The following is a 19,294-nucleotide window of genomic DNA, read 5'->3' as shown; positions in this document are numbered from 1 at the left end:
TGGCACTTAGGCCTTCAGTTGTTGCATGCCTTCGGCCAGCATCCACAGTGCTCGGTTGAGCCGCAGGTTCTGATCGATGCCTTGGACTGGCCGGGTGCTCTGGCGGCGGCCATGGGCGCTGCGCCCGTTCAAACCGCCTTTGAGGAGGTTTTCCTGAATACGATTGAACGTGGACCACAGGTCACTGCCACCGTCGCCGAAGCGGCGAGGCATCAGTATCTGAGCCTCGGTGACTGGCGTCGCCTTGTTCGGCGCGTCGTACTTGAGCGCCAATGCAGAGCGGGCCAGTAGTTCCTGCTCGCCTTCGTCCAGGGTGATGAGGCGCATCGCGTCGCGAGACTCCTGCACTTGTTCGAAGCTGTGTAAGACCTCATAGGCACCTTCGATTACGTGCTCGGCGACATTGCCTTTGTGATGTACGCGGACATCGGCGAGGGTGTTACCGCAGACCAAGCCGTTGTGGCAGACGAACCTGAACATACCGGCCAGCATCTGGTAACTGCTGGTGCCGTCGTGCGAGTTTAGGAGGATGATTTCATTCGCTTCGTTGCCGTTGATCTGGCTGGCGTGGCGAAGGCGAACCATGTGCTTAGTGAATTCGCGGCGGTCCTCGTGGCGCACGCGGGTTTGGCACACCATGAAAGGTTGGAAACCCTCTCCGCGCAGTTCGGTGAGCACCGAGGCGGTGGGAATGTAGCTGTATCGCTCGGATCGGCTTTCATGCGGGTTTTCCGCGAAGATCGACGGTACCACTGCGCGAATCTGATCATCGGAAAGTGGATGGTCAGAGCGCAGTATTGGCGAGCGCGAAGCGAAACGAGAGGCGAGTTGCATGGCCGTTCTCCTTGAGAAATGCGGCAATCACATGCGGGTTGGAAGGCCGGCACGTCTGATTGCATGGGATAAAGAAAGCCCCAAGATGGGCGATAACGGGAGGTAAGCTGCGCATGCCGCCGACACCGAGGTGCCGGGGCATGGAAGGTGCGGGACGCGTGCCCTAGGTTAGGCCCAGTGGGTCAGAACGAAGCCACCCGCGCGGGCTCCTCGACAGGGGCCAAAATGAGGGCAGTGGGTTGTGGGCCACCGTTGTCGTCCTCGGCGAGAACCGTCTTGTCGGACGCGTGAACGTCTTCGAGAGCGGGGGCTTCGGGCTCTAGCGGATAGACCTTTTCGCCGTCGACTTTGATCAGGCTGACGCGAACCAGCTTCGACTTCAGGCTTCCGCTCACTTCACCAGCATGCTCACCTTTGGTACGGACGTAGGCATCCGCCTTCATGTCGTTGAGCGTGAAGGCAAGCAGCACCTTCTTCTTCGCTTCAACGGCCTGAATGCAGCGCTGCACCAGGTGTTGGGCGCCGTCGTCAGCTACGGTGGCCTCGATATAGCGATACTCGGGATCGCCAACCGGGCCGGCCAAGGCTGCAATTGAGCACGAGAGGAACGGATCACCGCCGTTCGGGATCATCCTGGGATTGTTCAAGTAGCCGATACCGCGGGTATGCAGCTCGTGATGCTCGATTTCGTCCAAGGCGCTGCGCTCCAGTACCTCGGCCTTGAGTAGCCGGGCCTTCATGCTGGCAGCTGGATCGCCCGAGAGCCGACGGAACGGATCGATCCACAGATCACCGAGACGAAAGCGGACCAGTGGCCGTTGCTGGGGATCATCGGTACCGATGTAGGGTTGGAGGAGTTTCTTGGCTTCGGCACCTGAAACCCGCACGTCGAAGTAGCGTCGGACCGGGTTATTTGCAGGCCCGAAGAGCGCCGCTACAGTGCACGCGAGAAATGGCATAGCCTTGCGGCCACCCTTCACCTGTACTTCGCGGACACGCTGGATGTAGCCGATGCCCGAGGTGTGGATGTCGAAGTACGACTTTGGATTGGAAGTAGTGCTGGTCATGGCGGATCTCCATTGACTTGGGAACAAGAAAGCGAAGACACACCGGCCCAATGCGGGGAGGTGCGTAACCCCGCGGTGGGTTGAGGAACATATGCATCCGCTACCGGCAAGCCAGTAGGCGTTCGCGCGAGGGATGCGGTGCGAACGGGGTCGGTCACACGGGGAAACCATGAGCAGCCTTGAAGACCGAAGCTGCCTGGCATGTCGCTGACAACGTCAGCGGAACATGGGGTGAGCCTGGCGCTACGCGAATCTCTCGGCCAGGGGGAATCGGTAATCGCGCGCGACCGCATTGGTCAGTCGCCGCAATAGCTGGTGATGGGGCTGGTATCGTTGCATAGATAAACTTGGCCAAGCAGGCGTAGCTGAAGTCGTCTGGCGTTCAGCGTCTCGGGAATCGATTAGAGAGCGTTACGTGAATCGATTTTGAGGAGAGGTCTTCCCACCAGTAGGGATCGGTAACAGCCGACCCGCAGCTGTCGTTTGGTAGGCTGAATCTACAGACTATATCTAAAGGCAGAAATCGGCCAAAAGCAGCCATTAGCTAAGAACTGCAATCGACCCAAGCGGAACGTCTAGCATTCGCGCATTGCAGTAATTATGTAGCCTAGTGACCGCCTGCCTATGCCCAGTCGGTCGATGGCTTCTTGACTCAAGCTGTGACTTGATCAGGCTGCACTGAACGATTGGCGGCGTTGCACTGGTCTATGGTCGCGAACACTTGCTGCCACATTTGCTCGGACTGCTGCTTGAGCTCGGCGGTACGGGTCTGGATGAGTGCCGCGATGCGCGCGCTCTCGTCCGTCACCAGATCCAGCTTGCGCTTGATCTCGGCCTCATCACTGGTGACCTGCACCAGCCCTTCAGGGAAGCCGTAGTCCTCGAACAGCATCTGATATTTGTGGCTCCATCCGGTGGCCAGCGCCGGCACACCTTGAGAGAGCGCGCTGACCAAACCGTGGAAGCGGCTACCCAGCGTTCCACTGCAGGCGCCGAGGATGCCCTTGATTTCCAGCGGGCCGCTTTCCCGGACGATCGGGATGCCGCCAACTGCAGACGACAGCTTCTCGGCGAGCGCCAGATCACCTTTGCCCTCATGCACCAGCACGAAGGGCTTGGCGCCTTTTTCTAGCAGGTAGCGCGTACAGGTGATCAAGAACGGCAGGTAGGCATCGCGTGTCTGCTGGTCAGTCTTGTCCAGCATCCGGCAGTTCGGGACGATGCAGAAGCGGTTCTGTTCGGCATCGAAATCGGCCGGGATTACGCCGCTGATCAGGTTGGTGAAGTCTGGCGCCTGTCTGATGTTGGCCCGCTCGCCGGTCAGGTCTGTCAGCAGTTCGTAGGACACCCGTTCACGGGGGAATATCAGATCGACATTTTCGGCCACGGTCTTCATCGCGGCCTGGATCTTCTCGGTGGTGAACGGGCCAAGGGCCTGCGGCAAGAGGATCACCCGGGTGCCATTCTTCTTCCAGGTTTTGACTGACTGCGCGAGTTCGATGCTCGGATCGTCGCCCCACTGATCGCTGTAGGCAAAGCCGGCAGCGTCGATTACCACGTCGACTTCCTTATCCAATACCACCCCGTACATCTCACGCAGTGGACGTGGCGCGAAGTTGGCCAGGTTGCCCCACTGAATCCCGTAGCGCCACAGGGATGCCTTGGGGTAGAAGCCCAGCTGCACCAGCTTGCGGAACGGGTGATCCGATTTCTCGGTGGTTGGAGCCATGACGAAGGTAGCGTCTGGATACCGGGTTTTCAGCTTCTGCAGTGCTGCATGCAACATCAGCTCGGCGCCTTTATTGACGAATCCTGCCTTTCTGATCTCGATAATCATCGCTTACCTCATTTAAAAACGATCAAGTCTTGCTCGGTCTTCTTGTCCGAATAGGGAATCCCTCCCGTTGGATCGGCATAGCCCACCGCCAGCAGCATCACCGTGCGCTCGTGATAGGCCAGGCCCAATTTCTTTGCCAGTTGTCGTTCGGCCTCTTCGATGTCCGGCCAGTTGATCGGGCAAGTGGACAGCCCGAGGCTTTCGAAGGCCAGCATCAGCTGCATGGCGGCCAGGGAGCCGTCGATATAGATGACATGGCGGTCGCGCGCTTCAGGGTACGAGCCGAGGTCACCGACCACTGCGATCACGCAGGGCAGGTTGTCGTGGAAGCCACCGGTGCCGCCGGCGCACTGGGCGATGTCGGCTGCTTTGGCCGCGTCGTTGCTGACATAGAAGCGGAAGGGCTGGCGATTACAGGCCGACGGTGCCAGCGTCGCGGCGCGCACGGCTTGCTCGATCAGCTCATTGCTGACGGGCTTGTCCTGATACCAGCGCACCGAGCGGCGGCGACGGAAAAGCACCATGAGTTCGTCGTAGCTGACCGGGCATTCCGGCAGATCGCTGTGCGGGTAAGGCACGCAGCGGCTGAGGTCATCATCGCGTTGAGTGCCGGAAAACTCACGTCGCGCCGAGTCGATCCGTGGGGTGCTTTGAACGGCCGAGAAGTAATCGGTGAGCACATCGTTGGCCCAACGTTGCTGACCGGTCATGACGCCGCCCCGGGTGGCATCGGCAAAGCAGCGTACGGTCGGGCCGATGTAATCCTCGGCAAAGGTGCTGCGCCGGGGACGCATGATCAGGCCTTTCTCCAGCCGGTGAACATTGCGGCGCAGGAACGCATTGTTTTCGCCCTTGCCCTGCATCAGCCGGGCGAACTGCAGGCGACCCAGCAGCACCGCACGGTGCTCGCGGTCGAACTCGCGGCTGATCAGGCAGTAGTAGACCGAGGACAGAAATCCGTTGCTGGAGAACAACCGGACCATCCCTAAGCGGGTATTGTCCCGCACAGCCTTGAGCGCATCTTTGACTGGCTCGGGCAATAGCTGAACGACGCGTTTAATGCTGACTGGCAAGGTCAAGTCTCCGATTGTTTAGGGCGTGGACCTTTCGATAGCCCACCGTTGCGCCTGACACAAGACCCTAGAGATGCCTCTATGTTGCTTTTGGCGTCAAAAAAAATGTGACTGGATGCTTCGCCGAGAGGTGCAAACGTTCGAAACTAATATTCGAAGGCAAACAGTTCTGCGCGTTAGCTCATGCCCGCCGGAAGATGGGGCACATTTTCACAAGCAGTTAACGCCGCAAAAAAATCGTGCAGCTCACTTCGCCAGTCATTAGTAGGGATGCCAAAGGTAGATTCGAATTTCTGGCAGTCTAAAACGGACCAAGCGGGTCGGCATGCTGGGGTAGGGTAATTGCTGGTCAGAATAGGATTCAATTTGGGCGCGCTTTCAAGAAGCCCAAATGCTATGGCTTGTTTAAAGATCTCAGATGCAAACTCATACCACGAGCAAGCTGGCCCGCCACTGTAATGGTAGATCCCCCATGGCAGTTCGCCCTCTTGAACGTAGCGGCTACCAAGCTCAAGAAGCGTTCGCGCGATGCTGACTGCATATGTCGGACAACCAATCTGGTCATCTACGATCGAGAGTTCGGAGCGCTCTCGGCCCAGCCGGAGCATCGTTTTTACAAAGTTCTTGCCGTGGGTGCTGTAGACCCAGCTAGTACGAATCACCAAATGGCGTGCGGTCAGCTCCGTTAGGATGTGCTCCCCTGCAAGTTTGCTAGCGCCGTAAACAGAGCACGGCTCAGTCGGTTCCGTTTCTGCATAGGCTCTGTTCCCGTTTCCGCTGAATACATAATCAGTTGAAATATGGAAGATCGGGATACCCGCTCGATCCGCGGCCTCTGCGAGCCGGTGGACGCCATCTCTATTGATGGCGTATGCGCGTGTAGCATCGTGCTCCGCGCCATCGACATCCGTATAAGCTGCTGAGTTAATGATTAATGCTGGTTGGTAGCGCCGCAGCGCAGCATCGATTGACGCAGCATTTGTGATGTCGAGGGCTCGGCTAGATGGCGCGACGGCGTTTATACCTCGACCGGGCGCTTGCTGAACGATGCTTTGCCCTATTTGGCCCGATCCTCCACACACCAGAAAAGTTGTGGCAAATTGGTTGGAAATGGAGTCTTGGAGCATCGGAGGCTTTCACTGCTAACTGACTAAGGGGTTAATCCTGCACCAACCATTAGGTTGGTTTCAATCGAAGGGCTGGACATGTACAGGCGTTCTGCAAGAACAGCCGAGAAGCGCTTAGCCGCTGACCATCTTAGGTGGATGGCATCCACAAAGTCGCCGGCAGGAGTATCAAGCTCTCTATCGGCATTCCAGTATTTCGCATTAGCCAATTCGAGGCTTTTCTTTACCCTGAAATCAAAGTCCGCGAGAAATGTACCATCGGGATCGTATTTCGATTTCCAGTCCGGATGCAGCGGGGTTGAGACTACAGTGAACTTTCGTGCTTCTCGCTTCAACCGATCGGCCATATCACTGAGCGCCGCGAAGCAACTGTGATCAAGGGCGTCGGGCTTTCCATAAAGCAGCCTGCGGCTGTTCGTGGTATCTAACGGGCCGCCGCCATAGCTATCGAAAACGAGCGGGTCCCATTCATTTTTTCCGCTTCGCTGATCTTTGACGGTCAAAGCATTTCGCATCAACGAAACCGGTGAGAAATAGCGGATGTAATAGGGCAACCGCGGCGCTTTTTCATATACGAAGGCGTCTGCATCGTTTCGGTTGAAAACCGCATCAGGAGCCTTCCAGCATCCAGCGAAATCCTGCGGATCAATTACCATCACCACTCTGCGAATGGTGGGCTCCCGATCAAGTAGCCAATTACCTACGTAAACCGACTGATTAGCCGAAAGCCCGCAGAATGCGCCATTCAAAGGCTTGATGGTCGGAGAGCGTTTTACCAGCTGGTCACCGTCAACGTGCCTCCAGGCAACGGATGAGCCAATGATTAGCGTGTCGGGTGACTTCACTGGGTGTTCACGGAGCTGCTGGAGTTTCTCGTCTACGCACAAACTGTTCGAGAACGCAGGGGGCGGAAGGTTACCCGTCCGCTCGAGCCCGAAAAGCGACAAGCCAAAAGCACCCAGCGCGCATGTCAGGCCACCGAGCAACGGCAGTAAATAGCCTAGCCCGACGCGGCGGGGTGTTGCGGGTTGGTTGATCATTGTCCCCTCCTTGGGTAAATCTCCTTAGCTGTCATTACCGCGCCTCAAGCTTTTTGCTGATGACTTCAGCGAAATGCCCGACGTTGCGCAGCGATTCCAGCTCCGCTGTCCTGAACTTGATGCCGAAACGCTGTTCTGCTGCGACCGTGAGCATGACGTGTGTCTGGCTGTCCCAGCCGTCGATGTCGTTAGCGGTCATCTCTGGCGAGAGCACGATGCTGTCATCGTCGAACACATCGTGGAAAACCGCTGTAAGTTCCTTGAGTACATCTGCTTCGGTCATGCCTTTACCTCGATGAAGTGGCGGGAAGGGGTGTCGTGTGTAAGGTCCAGACGCCAGAATGTCGTCTCGCTGGACGCGTCGGCCGGAGCGGGGCGCTGGGTGAAACCCAATCGTGCGAAATGCTCAGCGACCATGCCGTTGCGTTCCGTCGGCCGGTATTCGCCGATCAGAGCCTTATAGCCGGCCTGGATCGCGGTGCTGGCCAGCACGTCGAGCACGGCTTCCTCGACCTGGCGGCCCAATACTCGGCAGCTCATCAGCCAGCTGTCGATCAGTAGTTCGTCTTCAGGAAATGCCTCATCGGGCCTTGCCATCAGGACGCTGATCAAACCGTTGTCGCCAAACTTGTCGGTCAGACGAATCGCCAGCGTCACGGATCGAGGATCACTGGCAATGCGCTCGACCTCTGCTTCGCTGTAGCGACGCGTGGTGAGGTTGAACTGATTAGTTTTGTTGATCAGCTGCGTGCTGCGGGCGAGTTCGGCGGAGCCAATTGGGGTTGCCGTTAACACCATTTCGAGGCCGCGCAGGTAGCCCTCCATGTCGGTGGCGTGGCTCATGGCTGCTTTGCGTTCGGCATTCAGGGCGTAGTTGCGCCCGCGCGTGGCATCGTCGGGGGTGAACGAGACGGCTTCGAAGTAGCCGGCGGCTGCGACTCGGGCCGGGTAGTCGGCGACGTCGTCAGGCAGTTCGGGCACCGCCACTTCTGGCAATTCGCGGCGCACAATGTCGCGTTCGGCCGGGTTGTCATCGACGAAGACGAGGCTGTCCAGACCGATATCGAGCATCGAGGCGATGCGCCGCAGATTGCCGGCCTTGTCTTCCCAATTGGCAACGAACGCGGCGATGTCGCTGCGCTTGAGCGCCATCTCCGGGTGTTTGAATGCTGCTTCGGCCACGCTCAGGTCGTTCTTGCTGCACACCGCGAGAATGATGCCGCGCCGCGCCAGCAGTGCGGCGTAACGCTGGAAGGCGAGAAAGGCCTCACCGCAGGGTGAGCCTTGGCCCAGCTTGATGCCATCAACGCCGTCGTCCCCGACGACGCCACCCCACAGTGTATTGTCGAGATCCAGCACCAGGCATTTGCGCGACATGCCAACGCTGGCCGCAGCGATGCGTGCCAATTGTTCGCCATACAGCGGAGCGAGGTTCGGGCTGACCAGCTGTTTGGCCTGATGCCAGCGTACGGGTTCGGCGAGGCCGTCACCGTAGCTTCCGCGTGCGGCTTCCCAGGCCAGGTCCAACAACAGCACGCCATCATCGCGTGCGGCCTCGCGGATAGCAGCGTTCAAACGCTCGATCAGGGCGAACGGCGCCGCCGGCACCAGGGCTTCGAAGGAGCCGAACAGCGGCGGATCAGCCGGTACTATCGTCTGCTGCACGACCTGAGCGGCGTATCGCTCACGCGCTCGACGCCAGAGCAGGCGCAGCTCGTCGATACGTTCGGAGATTGCGGCGTCCACCTCAGCCTGAGAGGCTTCCAGCGGCAGCTGCAGCGGGGCATCACGGGCGTCCAGCGCAAGGACGATCAATTGTGGGGCGAAACGCGCAAGCTCCGCGTCTTCCATCAACAGTGCCTGGCGGTACATGCCATAAGGCGCGACATACACGGAGCACGCCAGGCGGCGCTGCAACCCGGCCACGCGGATCGACGGGACCAGATGATCCACTGTGTGTGAAGACAGCAGTGCAATGCGCATGGGCTGCAATTCGGGGGCGGTGCAGTCACCACGTGCAATAGCGCCAAGTCCCTCGCTCGCAAGCCGGTCCAGGCGAGTGGTGTGGGTAAAGTCGCGTCGGTAGCCGGCGAGCCTTGTGGCCATACCCAGACGAGCGATGGCATCGGACTCGCGCTTGGCTTCGCTGAGGGCGGCGCCAAGATCAGGGTGCTGCGCTAACCATAAAAGCTGATCCATTAGCGTTTAACTCCATTCTCAGAACTGGAAATAAAGGAACTCGGTAGGGGCGACGGAAAACGCCACGGCAAGGGCAAAGAACGACAGGACGCCGATTGCGAAACCGACCGCAGGCGTCGGGCTCCAGGCGGTGATGGGCAACCTGCGAAGCAGCCAGTGCTCGCGCGGCCGGGCATCCAGTGATGTCTGAAAGCGCGCCATCCATTGCTGCACGTTGGGCATCAACCAAACGAAGGCCAGCAACAGAGCCACGGTGAGGAAGTCGGATTTGTCGAACTTGGTGCTTAGCTCGCTCAAGCCGACCATGCCTGACAGGATCGCCATTGCAGCCGTCACGCTTTGCGCGCGGAAGAACACCATCGCTACGACTACGCAAAGGAAGGTCAAGAGCACCGCGCCGGCGTGGTACCAGATTTTGTCGCTGTCCAGCGGCATCCCTTGTCGGGCCTTGAGCGCCCGGAAGCCGTGTGCGACCACTAGGTAGAACCCGTGCAGCAGACCGAACACCACAAACTGCCAACCCGCGCCGTGCCATACGCCGGAAATGAACATGGTCAAGACGGTGGGGTAGGCCACGAGTATTACGAATGTGCTTAGGTTCATCTTGCCGCGCCGTGGAAGCGGCTTGCCAGCGGCCATCCGCGAGCGCGTGATGCGCATGACGATCGGGTTATAGATGTAGGCAGTCAGAAAACGCGTCAGCGTCATGTGCCAGCGCGACCAATAGTCGATGAGATTGCGGGCCTTGAATGGGCTGTTGAAGTTGACCGGCAACCGCAACCCGAACATCAGACCGAGGCCGATCGCCATGTCACTGTACCCCGAGAAGTCGAAGTAGATCTGCAAGGTATAGGAGAGGGCACCGAGCCAGGCGTCATAGAGCGCCGGAACGGTGCCGTCGGCGGCCACCGAGAAGATGGGCGAAGCCTTGGCGCCCAGGGGGTCGGCGATGATCACCTTCTTGAACAAGCCGAGCAGGAATACCGTCAGGCCCAGCGAGATATTGTCCAGCCGGGGGCGAAAGGTGGTGCTGTCCTTGAACTGCTTGAGCATCTCGCCGTGGTGAGTGATCGGGCCGGCGATGAGCTGTGGAAAGAAGCTAATGAAGAGGCAGTAATTGACGAAGTCGTGTTCGGTCACCTCTCCGTCATGGGCGTCGACCAGATAGGCGATCTGCTGAAAGGTGAAGAATGAGATTGCCAGCGGCAGTAGGATGTCGCCGACCGACCAGCCAAGGCCGAACGCTTCGTCGAGCGTCCCGAACAGAAAGCCGGTGTATTTGTAGTAGCCGAGCAGCGCCACGTTGGAGGCGACGCCCAGCACCAGCACCATTCGCGACGGTCGTCGCATCAGGTGGCCGCCGATGAGGTAGTTGACCACCATGCTGCCGACCAGAAGCGGAACGTAGCTCGGGTTCCACCAGCCATAGAAGACCAAGGACGCCAGCGTCAGCCAGATGGCTGCGTAGCGTTGTCTGCCAGTGCCTGCGAGAAGAATGAAGCCTAGGAGAACAACCGGAAGGAACCCGGCGATGAATACGAGGGAGTTGAACAGCATTTCCTTGCTCCGCCGCAGTGACAATCCCTGCACTGCCGTTGATTTTATGAAACCCGCCACCTAGTCCGACTTAGCTATCGGGCCGGGCGAGCCAATTAAGCAATCGGAGTGCCGGTCGTAATGAAAAGTTTCAACCTATACCCGCTCATTTTTTTCGATTCGCAAAGCACCCGCTCACGACTGGTCTGGAGCTGAGTAACAGCCTTTTGGCTACGGTCTGCGGCCAAGATGACCTCAGATGTGTCAGGGATTCGCCGGTTATGGCTAGCATGAGTCGACAGCTCCGCGAAGAACCAATATTTGCAAGAGGTCGAAAACGATGGTCGGGTACTGTATCCTTCCGGGGTTCAACCAAATCGATTTAAACGATGAACCTGCAAACACCTCTCTGGTTGCCTACGCCGCCATAGCGCTCCGCCCCCTCGCTTTACCCGTGACGGCTGTACTACAGCGGTCGCTTCTTCCTGCGTGCATCTTTTTAGATCTGCCGTAACCTCAAAAATATTTTGATCGTACTGCTCTCGCGGCTGGCTGCGTTGCGTTGTGCTGACGATTTATTGCCTTGGGAAATCTAATGCTCCACTCGTTAAGACAAACCTGGTTCTCCAACATCCGCGGCGACATCCTCGCTGGCATCGTCGTCGCATTAGCGCTGATCCCAGAAGCCATCGCCTTCTCGATTATCGCGGGGGTCGATCCGCGCGTCGGCCTCTACGCCTCCTTCTGTATCGCCGTGGTGATCGCTTTCGTCGGCGGTCGTCCAGGCATGATCTCGGCTGCCACTGGTGCGATGGCGCTGCTGATGGTGACATTGGTCCGGGAGCATGGTCTGCAGTATCTACTGGCAGCGACGCTACTCTGCGGCGTGCTACAGATCGGCGCAGGCTACTTACGCCTCGGCTCGCTCATGCGCTTCGTTTCGCGCTCAGTCGTGACAGGTTTCGTCAACGCCCTGGCGATCCTAATCTTCATGGCGCAACTACCAGAGCTGACAAACGTGACCTGGCATGTCTATGCGATGACGGCAGCGGGCCTAGGCATCATCTACCTGTTCCCCTACGTGCCGAAGATTGGCAAGGTCATCCCTTCACCTCTGGTCTGCATCCTGACGCTGACCGCTGTGGCGATCTATCTGGGGCTCGATATACGTACGGTCGGCGACATGGGCGACCTGCCCGATACGTTACCGATCTTCCTCTGGCCGGAAGTGCCGCTGACATTCGAGACGTTGGCGATCATATTCCCTTACTCAGCCGCTCTGGCCGTCGTCGGTCTGTTGGAGTCGATGATGACCGCGACCATCGTCGATGACCTGACCGATACCGGTAGCGACAAGAACCGCGAGTGCAAAGGCCAGGGTGTCGCCAACATCGCCTCCGGCCTTCTTGGAGGGATGGCCGGCTGCGCCATGATCGGTCAGTCGATCATCAACGTTAAATCCGGAGGCCGCACGCGTCTTTCCTCACTGGCTGCTGGTGTGTTCCTCCTGCTGATGGTGGTGTTCCTTGGCGAGTGGCTGTCTCAGATTCCCATGGCCGCGCTGGTCGCGGTGATGATCATGGTGGCCATCGGGACTTTCAGCTGGGATTCGCTGCGCAACCTGAAGAGGCACCCTTTATCGACCAATATCGTCATGGTGGTCACGGTGGTTGTCGTAGTCGCCACTCACAACCTCGCCTATGGCGTATTGGCTGGCGTACTGCTGGCTGCAATGTTCTTCGCCAACAAGGTCGGTCATTACATGGAGATCGAATCCTCACTGGACGAAGCCGGAGAGCACCGCACCTATAAAGTCACCGGTCAGGTGTTCTTCAGCTCGGCGGACAAATTCGTCGCTGCCTTCGACTTCAAGGAGGCACTGAGCAAAGCGACTATTGATCTCAGTCGCGCCCACTTCTGGGACATTACGGCTGTCGCTGCGCTGGACAAGGTCGTTGTCAAGCTTCGTCGTGAAGGCACCGAGGTTGAGGTGTTGGGCCTCAATCAGGCAAGCGCCACGATCGTGGACCGCTTCGGTGTTCACGATAAACCTGATGCCATCGACCAGCTAATGGGCCACTAAGAAGGAGATAAGCATGACCAAAGTAATCGCCTGTATCGACGGTTCTGCCTCAGCCCCGGCCGTTTGCGACTATGCAGCGTGGGCTGCTGTTAGCCTTAAAGCCCCACTGATGTTTGTGCACGTGTTGGATCAGAGGCAGTACCCGGTTGCAGCAGATCTGAGCGGCACCATCGGTCTCGGCAGCCGCGAGCACCTGCTAGATGAGCTGGCCTCCCTGGACGAGCAGCGCGGTAAGCTCGCGCTTGAACAAGGGAGAATCATGCTGGCTGCGGCGAAAGACCGAGCGATGATGAGAGACGTAGACGCGCCGGAATGCAAACAACGCCACGGCGATCTATTGGATTGTCTTCAAGAGCTAGAGGGCGAAACGCGCTTGCTCGTAATAGGTCGCCAGGGCGAATCGAGCAGTGGTCTCAACCAGCACGTTGGGAGCCAGCTGGAGAACGTAATACGCATCATGCACCGGCCAATCCTGGTAGCGCCGGTCGACTTTCAGACACCTGAGAGTGCAATGCTGGCCTTCGATGGTAGTGCTACCACCCGCAAGGGCGTGGAGATGCTGGCGACCAGCCCCCTGCTGAAGGGGCTGCCTATCCATTTGGTCATGGTGGGGCAAGAAAGCCACGAATCATCCGCTCAGCTAGGCTGGGCAAAGGACATTTTGGTTAATGCCGGCTATGTCGTTTTTGCCGAGGTTCGAAACGGTGAGATCGAGCCTACGCTGCACGGCTACCAAAAGGAGCATGGAATCGATCTGCTCGTGATGGGTGCCTATGGCCATTCGCGCATCCGGCAGCTCCTAGTTGGTAGTACCACGACCAGCATGCTCCGGACCACCACCAGCCCGCTCTTGCTGCTGCGCTAACAGCCATGAACGACAGCGACCTGAACCTTGCATATTTCAAAATCTTAATGGAGCAGCGGCTTGCCGATCTGGAGCCGCTATTGGAGGGCGCTGAGTCTCGCTCGCAATCGGTAGAGCTGGACCAGAGCAAGGTAGGTCGGCTGTCGAGAATGGATGCACTTCAACAGCAAGCGATGAACGATGCCATCCGCAGTCGGGCACTACGTGAGCGTACACGTCTTCAGCTCGCCCTAAAAAGCTGGCAAGAAGGTGAGTATGGCTGGTGTAGCCAATGCGGCGAGATGATTGCGGCGGGCCGTTTGGAATTCGACCCTGCCGCATCACTGTGCATTGCCTGCGCAACCGGCCATGAGTCGCGTTGAAAGTCGGCTTGTCGCGTCAGGTGCAATGAACGGGGTTTTCAATGTATTCGATGGATAAATATTTGTTGAGCCGAAGCCGGAAAGTAAGCGCTTGGGTATGGGGGCTGGTGGGCCTAGTGTTGATCACTGGATTCCAAATCCGTACCCATCATCTGGACGATCGTTTGTACTACTGGATCAACACCTATTGGCACACCGAAGATTGGCAGGAGCGCTCAGTATGGCTGCCAGCCTATCGGGTCAAGCTGGACGCAAAACCGGTTTCTGGAGTGGACACCAACCTTTCGGGGCTGACATTCGATCCAGACCAAAATCTGCTGTGGGCTGTCACAAACGGCCCTAACGAACTGCTTGCGCTCAGTCGTGACGGCGACGTGAAGCGACGTTACAACCTGGCTGGCTTTCAAGATGTGGAAGCGGTGTCCTACGCCGGCAATGGTCAGCTGGTAATCGCCGAGGAACGTCGGCAGAGCCTGGTTATCGTGGATGTCCCCATAGACGCAGACGGTAAGCTCTCCCCCGGTCGAGCATTGAGCCGTGACCAATACCCTTCGTTGACTTTGTCGCTTGGCGAGGCAGACAACAAGGGCCTTGAAGGGCTGGCTTACGACTTGAAAGGCGACCGCTTATTCGTGACTAAGGAGCGTGATCCTCGACAGTTATTGGAGGTGCATGGTCTTCGTGCGAGCCTGAGCAATGACTTCTCGCTGCGTATCCGCGACCTTTCCAGCACGGTGAAGGATAAGGTATTCGCCACGGACCTCTCGTCTGTCGTCTTCGATCAACAGAGCGGGCATTTGGTTTTGCTCAGCGACGAATCGAAGTTGCTGATTGAAATGACCGATGAGGGCAAGGTTGTGAGCTTCCGCTCCCTAGCGAGCGGCTTTGCGGGCCTGCAGAAGGGTATACCTCAAGCCGAAGGCGTAACCATCGACGTTGATGGCAATTTATACGTGGTAAGCGAGCCGAACCTGTTCTATCGCTTCGCCCGGGAGTCAGATTGACCGGCGCCAACCTACACAGTTGCGCTCGGGTTGTTGGGGCGCTAGGCGGATGGGTAGTGTTCTGAGTTCGCCTCTGGGCCCGGAAGCAGCCCTTCGCTAGATCTGCTTCAGGCCAATGACTGTCCTAGCATTGTCGCCTTTGAGTCTCTACCCGTCGAAAGATGCTCCGTGAATCACGAGCCGGATCGGTACCCTCTAGGACAGATACGTTGTATGCCCTCCTCAAGGGCCGATATGAGTCACCCTAATGCGGCTGCCGCAATTGGCCGAAAGCAGCCTGTCTCGGGAGTCCGCAATCGGCCAAAAGCGGCCTGTCGCGAAGGGCAGGTTTCAGCTAAAAGTAGATAAGGGCGCGTTAGCGGAGCTCGTTTTTTTGTCCTGACGAAGTGGTAGATGGGCGAATCGGCGAGACCGAAACTCATATCGCAGGGTATGAGCGCCAAGCCCCGCCCATCAGATACCGAGGGTTTGGTGGTTTGAACGATCTATCCGGATAGCTCCGGTTTGGCACCAGGTTTTTGCTCGTCGGAGTTTTGCGCGCTGGAAGACGCCTCGATAGACGATGGGTTTTCCTCATCCAGCTGGCAAATCGTGCAGTTCTGGCTATCTGGATGATTAGTTTCGACATAGCGAACGCGGCGGCTTCCCGATTGCCGGTTTGCGCTCACGCGGAAACGGGGTCGATCAGGGGTCTTCATATTCAATCCCTCACGTAGCGAAATGGATGCTTGGTAACGTCGCCTGGAGGCTGCGAACGGTGATGGATTCCCCGGGCCTCAAGGGGGCTGGCATGACGTGCTCAACCCTCAGGACTGTGCTCAACCTGTTCGCAATAGCGACGGAAATTATCCGTCAGGTCGGGTGGGCATACGCCGCACTGGCGATTCCCCGGCACGGCGTGATCGATGAACGCGGGATAGGGCAAGTTCAGTTCCGCCATGATGTCGCGGAAGCGCTCCAACGTTATCGCTTCACCGAGTCGGGGATTGCGCTGCTTTTCCTGGGCGATGGTCGAGACTCGTCGACCGCTGTAGTCATGGCTGGGATAGACCAGGGTGTCGTCTGGCAGCGTGAACAGCTTGTTTCTAACGCTGTGAAACAGGTCGTCGGCGCTGCCGTTCTGAAAGTCAGTCCTACCGCAGCCGTCGATGAGCAATGCATCACCGCTGAACAGGCGATCAGCGAGGAGATAGGCAAAGTGCCCGTCTGTGTGCCCGGGGGTATGCAAGGGTGTGAACTGCAGGCTGCCGACGATGAAAGGGACACCTTCTTCGATGCCCACATCCGTGCAGGGCAACTTGTCGATAGCCGGCCCCGCGATACGGCAGCCGGTCTGCTTCTTCAGCTCCAGCGCGGCGGTGATGTGGTCGGCATGTATGTGGGTATCCAAGGTGAACGCCAGCTGCAGGTCCAGCCTGGCCAGCTCGGCCAGGTCGCGGTCCGTTGCGGAAATGACCGGGTCGATGAGCACGGCCTGGCCGGTGTCCTCGCACCCGAGTACGTAGGTATAAGTGGACGACACGGGCTCGAACAGCTGGCGAAATATCATGATGGTCTCGGCTAGTGGTGAGTGTTCAGCGGTGCCTGTTCCAGCGCACTGAGCAGTGCATACTTTTCCTGATCGATCTCGCCCCGCGTGCGGATACCCAGCCGGCGCAAGATCGCCAGCGGCGGGCACCAGCCCTGCAAGCCGTGTTGCAGAAGAAACGGCAGCACGACGCCAGGCAGCAGAAACCACTTTCGGTTTGCTGTCAGGCCAAGTAGCAAGCCAGACAGCGCGAGCGAGGAGGCATTGACCTCAAGCACGCGCTCCACGTCCCACTCGCGATCCAGGGCGTCGATACGCTGAAGGATTGCGCTTCGTCCCATCCCGCTGAATCGACGAATGTTCTCGTCCGTTTGCCGATCGATTTCCTGATTCACAGGTTGGGACGTTGAGCGGCGAACCCGGTCCGCCTGGTCATGATTGGTACTGTTTTGCTGTATCGATGACATGTTGATCTCCTGGTTCGCGCCGGCGGGGTGGGCGCGGCGAGGTGAAAAGTCACAGCGATGCCGCATATTTTTAGGACGAGTGCGGGACGTCGAGTTCCGACCGGGCGTCCGCTGTAGCGCCTATACGATCTATTGAAATATATATTGATAAATCGTATTGTCAAATCCACCTGACCCACCTGAACAAAATGGCCCACATGGCAGATCTCGATATCGAAACGCTTCGTCGCAGTGCTGCGGACGCCTGCGGCTTGCTGAAAGTGCTCGGCAACCCTGACCGCCTGCTGTTGCTCTGCCAGCTGACCCAGGGTGAGCACTGCGTGGGTGACCTCGCCAATGCGACGGGCATTGTGCAGCCGACCCTGTCGCAGCAGCTCACGGTGCTGCGCCATAACGGCTTGGTCAGCACCCGACGCGAGGGCAAGCAAGTGCATTACAGCATCGCCAGCCAACAAGCGATGGAGGTTATGCAGGTGCTCTACCGGCTTTACTGTCAGCATCCCGAACGCGAGGAACCCTCGACATGACGATTGACTGGGTACATTTCACACCGTGGTCCTCGCTCGCCGGGGGCGCGCTGATCGGTCTTGCTGCGACCTTGTTTATTCTGTTGAGCGGAAGAATCGCGGGCATTAGCGGCGTGATCGGCGGCTTGATGCGGCCAGGCAAAGGCGATGTGCTCTGGCGTGTTGCCTTCATTACCGGGCTGGTGATCGCGCCGGTGCTGTTTCAGGCCGCGTTCGAGCAACCAGACATCGACGTAGAGGCGAGCACCTTGACGCTAATCGCGGCTGGTGTGTTGGTCGGGATCGGCACGCGGTATGGCTCCGGTTGTACGAGCGGGCATGGCGTCTGCGGGTTGTCGCGACGGTCGCCGCGCTCGCTGGTCGCGACGGCCGCCTTCATGGCCAGCGGCTTTCTGACCGTGTTCGTCATCCGCCACCTGCTGGGCTGAGGAGTTGCCATGAAATTGCTGAGCGCCTTTGTAGCGGGGCTGATTTTCGGCCTCGGCCTGATCCTGTCAGGGATGGCCAATCCGTCCAAAGTGATCGCCTTTCTCGATCTGGCCGGTCCGTGGGACCCCTCGCTCGCGTTCGTTATGGGCGGTGCGATTGCGGTCGGCAGTGTCGGGTTCTATTTCGCCTCCAAACGGTCCCGGGCGGTGCTGGGAGATGTCATGCGAATGCCCACCGCCACCCGGATCGATCGCCCTCTTGTGCTGGGCAGCCTGGCATTCGGAGCGGGATGGGGGCTGGCCGGCTACTGTCCGGGTCCGGCGGTCGCGACGCTTTTGAGTGGTCGGAGCGAACCGCTGATCTTTGTCCTCGCCATGTTGGCGGGTATGGCGCTCTACGAGATGCAGACACGCTTTTCAGGGAAGCCGCAGTGAAAGGTTGCGGTCGCTGTAAATCGAAAGATCTAAGGCTTCCGGAGCGCAACGATGGTTGAGGTCGGGCTCGGGCTATTGGTCGGCCTCGTCCTGGCGCTGACCGGTGCCGGCGGCGGCATTCTCACCGTACCGTTGCTGATCTTCGTGGTCGGGCTCGAGCTGCATCAGGCCGCGCCCATCGGGTTGATGGCGGTCGGGCTCGCGGCCTGGGTCGGGGCGGTGATTGGTTTGAGGGACGGCATTGTCCGGTACAAGGCGGCGGCCCTGATGGCCTGCTGCGGTGTGCTGCTCGCGCCCGTCGGCGTCTGGCTGGCCGCGCGGGTAGAGCACGATGTGCTTGCCGTGGTGTTTGCGCTGGTGATGTTCTGGGTTGCCTTCAGGGCATTCAGGCGCCCGCCGAACGATGACTCGAACCCGAGAGCCGTGCCCTGTCGGCTGAACCCGCAGACGGGCCGTTTTCACTGGACCTCACGCTGTGCAGCGACCGTCGCCGCGTCCGGTACCCTGGCGGGTTTTCTCTCCGGCTTGCTGGGGGTCGGCGGCGGGTTCGTGCTGGTTCCGGCGCTCAGTCGCTTCAGTGATCTGCCGATGCGTTCGATTGCCGCCACGTCGTTAGCGGTCATCGGCCTGGTGTCGGTCAGCGGCGTGTTGTCCGCCGCGCTGACGGGTGGCATTCAGTGGGCAGTGGCGCTGCCGTTTTCGGCCGGTGCGGTGCTGGGGATGTTTGCCGGCCGCACGGTTTCATCTCGCCTGGACGGGCGCGTGCTGCAGCGAGGCTTCGGGTTGGTAGCGGCTGTTGCCGCGTCGGCTTTGTTGCTTCAAGTCGCCTTCTGATCGCGCGCCCGCAGGTAGCAAGCCAGACACCTGCGCCGCGCGACCGGA

At 58.9% G+C, this 19,294-nt stretch carries 19 protein-coding genes; 8 read left to right on the top strand and 11 right to left on the bottom strand.

Features of this window, described 5'->3' with window-relative positions:
- Positions 1-6: 6 nt before the first annotated feature.
- The 9 genes from H610_RS0101410 to H610_RS0101380 all read right to left on the bottom strand — a co-directional run bounded on the left by H610_RS0101410 (position 7) and on the right by H610_RS0101380 (position 10,734).
- Positions 7-834, bottom strand: a complete 828-nt coding sequence (locus H610_RS0101410) for a DUF932 domain-containing protein (protein WP_003291505.1) — start codon at positions 832-834, stop codon at positions 7-9.
- 182 nt (positions 835-1,016) lie between these two features.
- Complete coding sequence (locus tag H610_RS0101405) at positions 1,017-1,901, bottom strand: DUF3577 domain-containing protein (RefSeq protein ID WP_028238045.1); 885 nt, start codon at positions 1,899-1,901, stop codon at positions 1,017-1,019.
- A 652-nt stretch (positions 1,902-2,553) separates the two neighbouring features.
- A complete protein-coding gene (locus tag H610_RS0101400) occupies positions 2,554-3,738 on the bottom strand; it encodes a polysaccharide pyruvyl transferase family protein (RefSeq protein WP_028238044.1) in 1,185 nt (394 codons plus the stop codon).
- A gap of 8 nt (positions 3,739-3,746) precedes the next feature.
- Positions 3,747-4,811: a nitroreductase family protein gene (locus H610_RS0101395; protein WP_201768339.1), complete on the bottom strand. Its 1,065-nt coding sequence runs from the start codon at positions 4,809-4,811 to the stop codon at positions 3,747-3,749.
- Between the two features lie 176 nt (positions 4,812-4,987).
- Entirely contained in the window at positions 4,988-5,938 is a 951-nt protein-coding gene (gene rfbD, locus H610_RS24665) for a dTDP-4-dehydrorhamnose reductase (RefSeq protein ID WP_084166342.1), read from the bottom strand.
- A gap of 23 nt (positions 5,939-5,961) precedes the next feature.
- Positions 5,962-6,978, bottom strand: a complete 1,017-nt coding sequence (locus H610_RS24660; RefSeq protein ID WP_084166341.1) for a hypothetical protein — start codon at positions 6,976-6,978, stop codon at positions 5,962-5,964.
- Positions 6,979-7,012: 34 nt separating this feature from the next.
- A complete protein-coding gene (locus H610_RS0101390; protein WP_028238042.1) occupies positions 7,013-7,261 on the bottom strand; it encodes an acyl carrier protein in 249 nt (82 codons plus the stop codon).
- On the bottom strand, positions 7,258-9,177 hold the full coding sequence (locus H610_RS0101385) for an HAD-IIIC family phosphatase (protein ID WP_028238041.1): 1,920 nt from the start codon (positions 9,175-9,177) through the stop codon (positions 7,258-7,260). Before H610_RS0101385 ends, H610_RS0101390 begins: the two co-directional genes overlap by 4 nt.
- An 18-nt stretch (positions 9,178-9,195) precedes the next feature.
- Entirely contained in the window at positions 9,196-10,734 is a 1,539-nt protein-coding gene (locus H610_RS0101380; RefSeq protein WP_028238040.1) for an MBOAT family O-acyltransferase, read from the bottom strand.
- A gap of 574 nt (positions 10,735-11,308) precedes the next feature.
- Between H610_RS0101380 and H610_RS0101375 the strand changes: the two genes are divergently transcribed.
- The 4 genes from H610_RS0101375 to H610_RS0101365 are packed head-to-tail and all read left to right on the top strand — an operon-like array spanning position 11,309 to position 15,027.
- Entirely contained in the window at positions 11,309-12,796 is a 1,488-nt protein-coding gene (locus tag H610_RS0101375; protein WP_028238039.1) for a SulP family inorganic anion transporter, read from the top strand.
- A gap of 13 nt (positions 12,797-12,809) precedes the next feature.
- On the top strand, positions 12,810-13,661 hold the full coding sequence (locus H610_RS0101370) for a universal stress protein (RefSeq protein WP_028238038.1): 852 nt from the start codon (positions 12,810-12,812) through the stop codon (positions 13,659-13,661).
- A gap of 5 nt (positions 13,662-13,666) precedes the next feature.
- Positions 13,667-14,023 carry a TraR/DksA family transcriptional regulator gene (locus tag H610_RS24655; RefSeq protein ID WP_084166340.1) on the top strand — a complete coding sequence of 119 codons (357 nt, stop codon included), beginning with the start codon at positions 13,667-13,669 and terminating at the stop codon, positions 14,021-14,023.
- Between the two features lie 41 nt (positions 14,024-14,064).
- Positions 14,065-15,027, top strand: a complete 963-nt coding sequence (locus H610_RS0101365) for an SdiA-regulated domain-containing protein (RefSeq protein WP_028238037.1) — start codon at positions 14,065-14,067, stop codon at positions 15,025-15,027.
- Positions 15,028-15,826: 799 nt separating this feature from the next.
- Here H610_RS0101365 and H610_RS0101360 read toward each other — a convergent pair.
- A complete protein-coding gene (locus H610_RS0101360; protein ID WP_028238036.1) occupies positions 15,827-16,576 on the bottom strand; it encodes an MBL fold metallo-hydrolase in 750 nt (249 codons plus the stop codon).
- Between the two features lie 11 nt (positions 16,577-16,587).
- On the bottom strand, positions 16,588-17,022 hold the full coding sequence (locus H610_RS0101355) for a hypothetical protein (protein ID WP_021207410.1): 435 nt from the start codon (positions 17,020-17,022) through the stop codon (positions 16,588-16,590).
- 188 nt (positions 17,023-17,210) lie between these two features.
- Here H610_RS0101355 and H610_RS0101350 point away from each other — a divergent pair, with 188 nt between their 5' ends.
- The 4 genes from H610_RS0101350 to H610_RS0101335 are packed head-to-tail and all read left to right on the top strand — an operon-like array spanning position 17,211 to position 19,246.
- Positions 17,211-17,549, top strand: coding sequence for an ArsR/SmtB family transcription factor (locus tag H610_RS0101350; protein ID WP_028238035.1), 339 nt, complete (start codon positions 17,211-17,213; stop codon positions 17,547-17,549).
- Positions 17,546-17,977, top strand: a complete 432-nt coding sequence (locus H610_RS0101345; protein WP_028238034.1) for a YeeE/YedE family protein — start codon at positions 17,546-17,548, stop codon at positions 17,975-17,977. The genes H610_RS0101350 and H610_RS0101345 overlap by 4 nt, the downstream gene beginning before the upstream one ends.
- A 9-nt stretch (positions 17,978-17,986) precedes the next feature.
- Entirely contained in the window at positions 17,987-18,412 is a 426-nt protein-coding gene (locus tag H610_RS0101340) for a YeeE/YedE family protein (protein ID WP_028238033.1), read from the top strand.
- Between the two features lie 51 nt (positions 18,413-18,463).
- Complete coding sequence (locus H610_RS0101335; RefSeq protein WP_028238032.1) at positions 18,464-19,246, top strand: sulfite exporter TauE/SafE family protein; 783 nt, start codon at positions 18,464-18,466, stop codon at positions 19,244-19,246.
- Positions 19,247-19,294: the final 48 nt, after the last annotated feature.

Source organism: Stutzerimonas azotifigens DSM 17556, from assembly GCF_000425625.1.
GTDB classification, from domain to species: Bacteria; Pseudomonadota; Gammaproteobacteria; order Pseudomonadales; family Pseudomonadaceae; genus Stutzerimonas; species Stutzerimonas azotifigens.
This window is presented reverse-complemented; position numbering and strand designations above follow the sequence as displayed.

Coding starts and splice junctions, on each gene's coding strand:
- H610_RS0101410 (WP_003291505.1), bottom strand. CDS start 834: ATGCAACTCGCCTCTCGTTTCGCTTCGCGCTCGCCAATACTGCGCTCT.
- H610_RS0101405 (WP_028238045.1), bottom strand. CDS start 1,901: ATGACCAGCACTACTTCCAATCCAAAGTCGTACTTCGACATCCACACC.
- H610_RS0101400 (WP_028238044.1), bottom strand. CDS start 3,738: ATGATTATCGAGATCAGAAAGGCAGGATTCGTCAATAAAGGCGCCGAG.
- rfbD (WP_084166342.1), bottom strand. CDS start 5,938: ATGCTCCAAGACTCCATTTCCAACCAATTTGCCACAACTTTTCTGGTG.
- H610_RS24660 (WP_084166341.1), bottom strand. CDS start 6,978: ATGATCAACCAACCCGCAACACCCCGCCGCGTCGGGCTAGGCTATTTA.
- H610_RS0101390 (WP_028238042.1), bottom strand. CDS start 7,261: ATGACCGAAGCAGATGTACTCAAGGAACTTACAGCGGTTTTCCACGAT.
- H610_RS0101385 (WP_028238041.1), bottom strand. CDS start 9,177: ATGGATCAGCTTTTATGGTTAGCGCAGCACCCTGATCTTGGCGCCGCC.
- H610_RS0101380 (WP_028238040.1), bottom strand. CDS start 10,734: ATGCTGTTCAACTCCCTCGTATTCATCGCCGGGTTCCTTCCGGTTGTT.
- H610_RS0101375 (WP_028238039.1), top strand. CDS start 11,309: ATGCTCCACTCGTTAAGACAAACCTGGTTCTCCAACATCCGCGGCGAC.
- H610_RS0101370 (WP_028238038.1), top strand. CDS start 12,810: ATGACCAAAGTAATCGCCTGTATCGACGGTTCTGCCTCAGCCCCGGCC.
- H610_RS24655 (WP_084166340.1), top strand. CDS start 13,667: ATGAACGACAGCGACCTGAACCTTGCATATTTCAAAATCTTAATGGAG.
- H610_RS0101365 (WP_028238037.1), top strand. CDS start 14,065: ATGTATTCGATGGATAAATATTTGTTGAGCCGAAGCCGGAAAGTAAGC.
- H610_RS0101360 (WP_028238036.1), bottom strand. CDS start 16,576: ATGATATTTCGCCAGCTGTTCGAGCCCGTGTCGTCCACTTATACCTAC.
- H610_RS0101355 (WP_021207410.1), bottom strand. CDS start 17,022: ATGTCATCGATACAGCAAAACAGTACCAATCATGACCAGGCGGACCGG.
- H610_RS0101350 (WP_028238035.1), top strand. CDS start 17,211: ATGGCCCACATGGCAGATCTCGATATCGAAACGCTTCGTCGCAGTGCT.
- H610_RS0101345 (WP_028238034.1), top strand. CDS start 17,546: ATGACGATTGACTGGGTACATTTCACACCGTGGTCCTCGCTCGCCGGG.
- H610_RS0101340 (WP_028238033.1), top strand. CDS start 17,987: ATGAAATTGCTGAGCGCCTTTGTAGCGGGGCTGATTTTCGGCCTCGGC.
- H610_RS0101335 (WP_028238032.1), top strand. CDS start 18,464: ATGGTTGAGGTCGGGCTCGGGCTATTGGTCGGCCTCGTCCTGGCGCTG.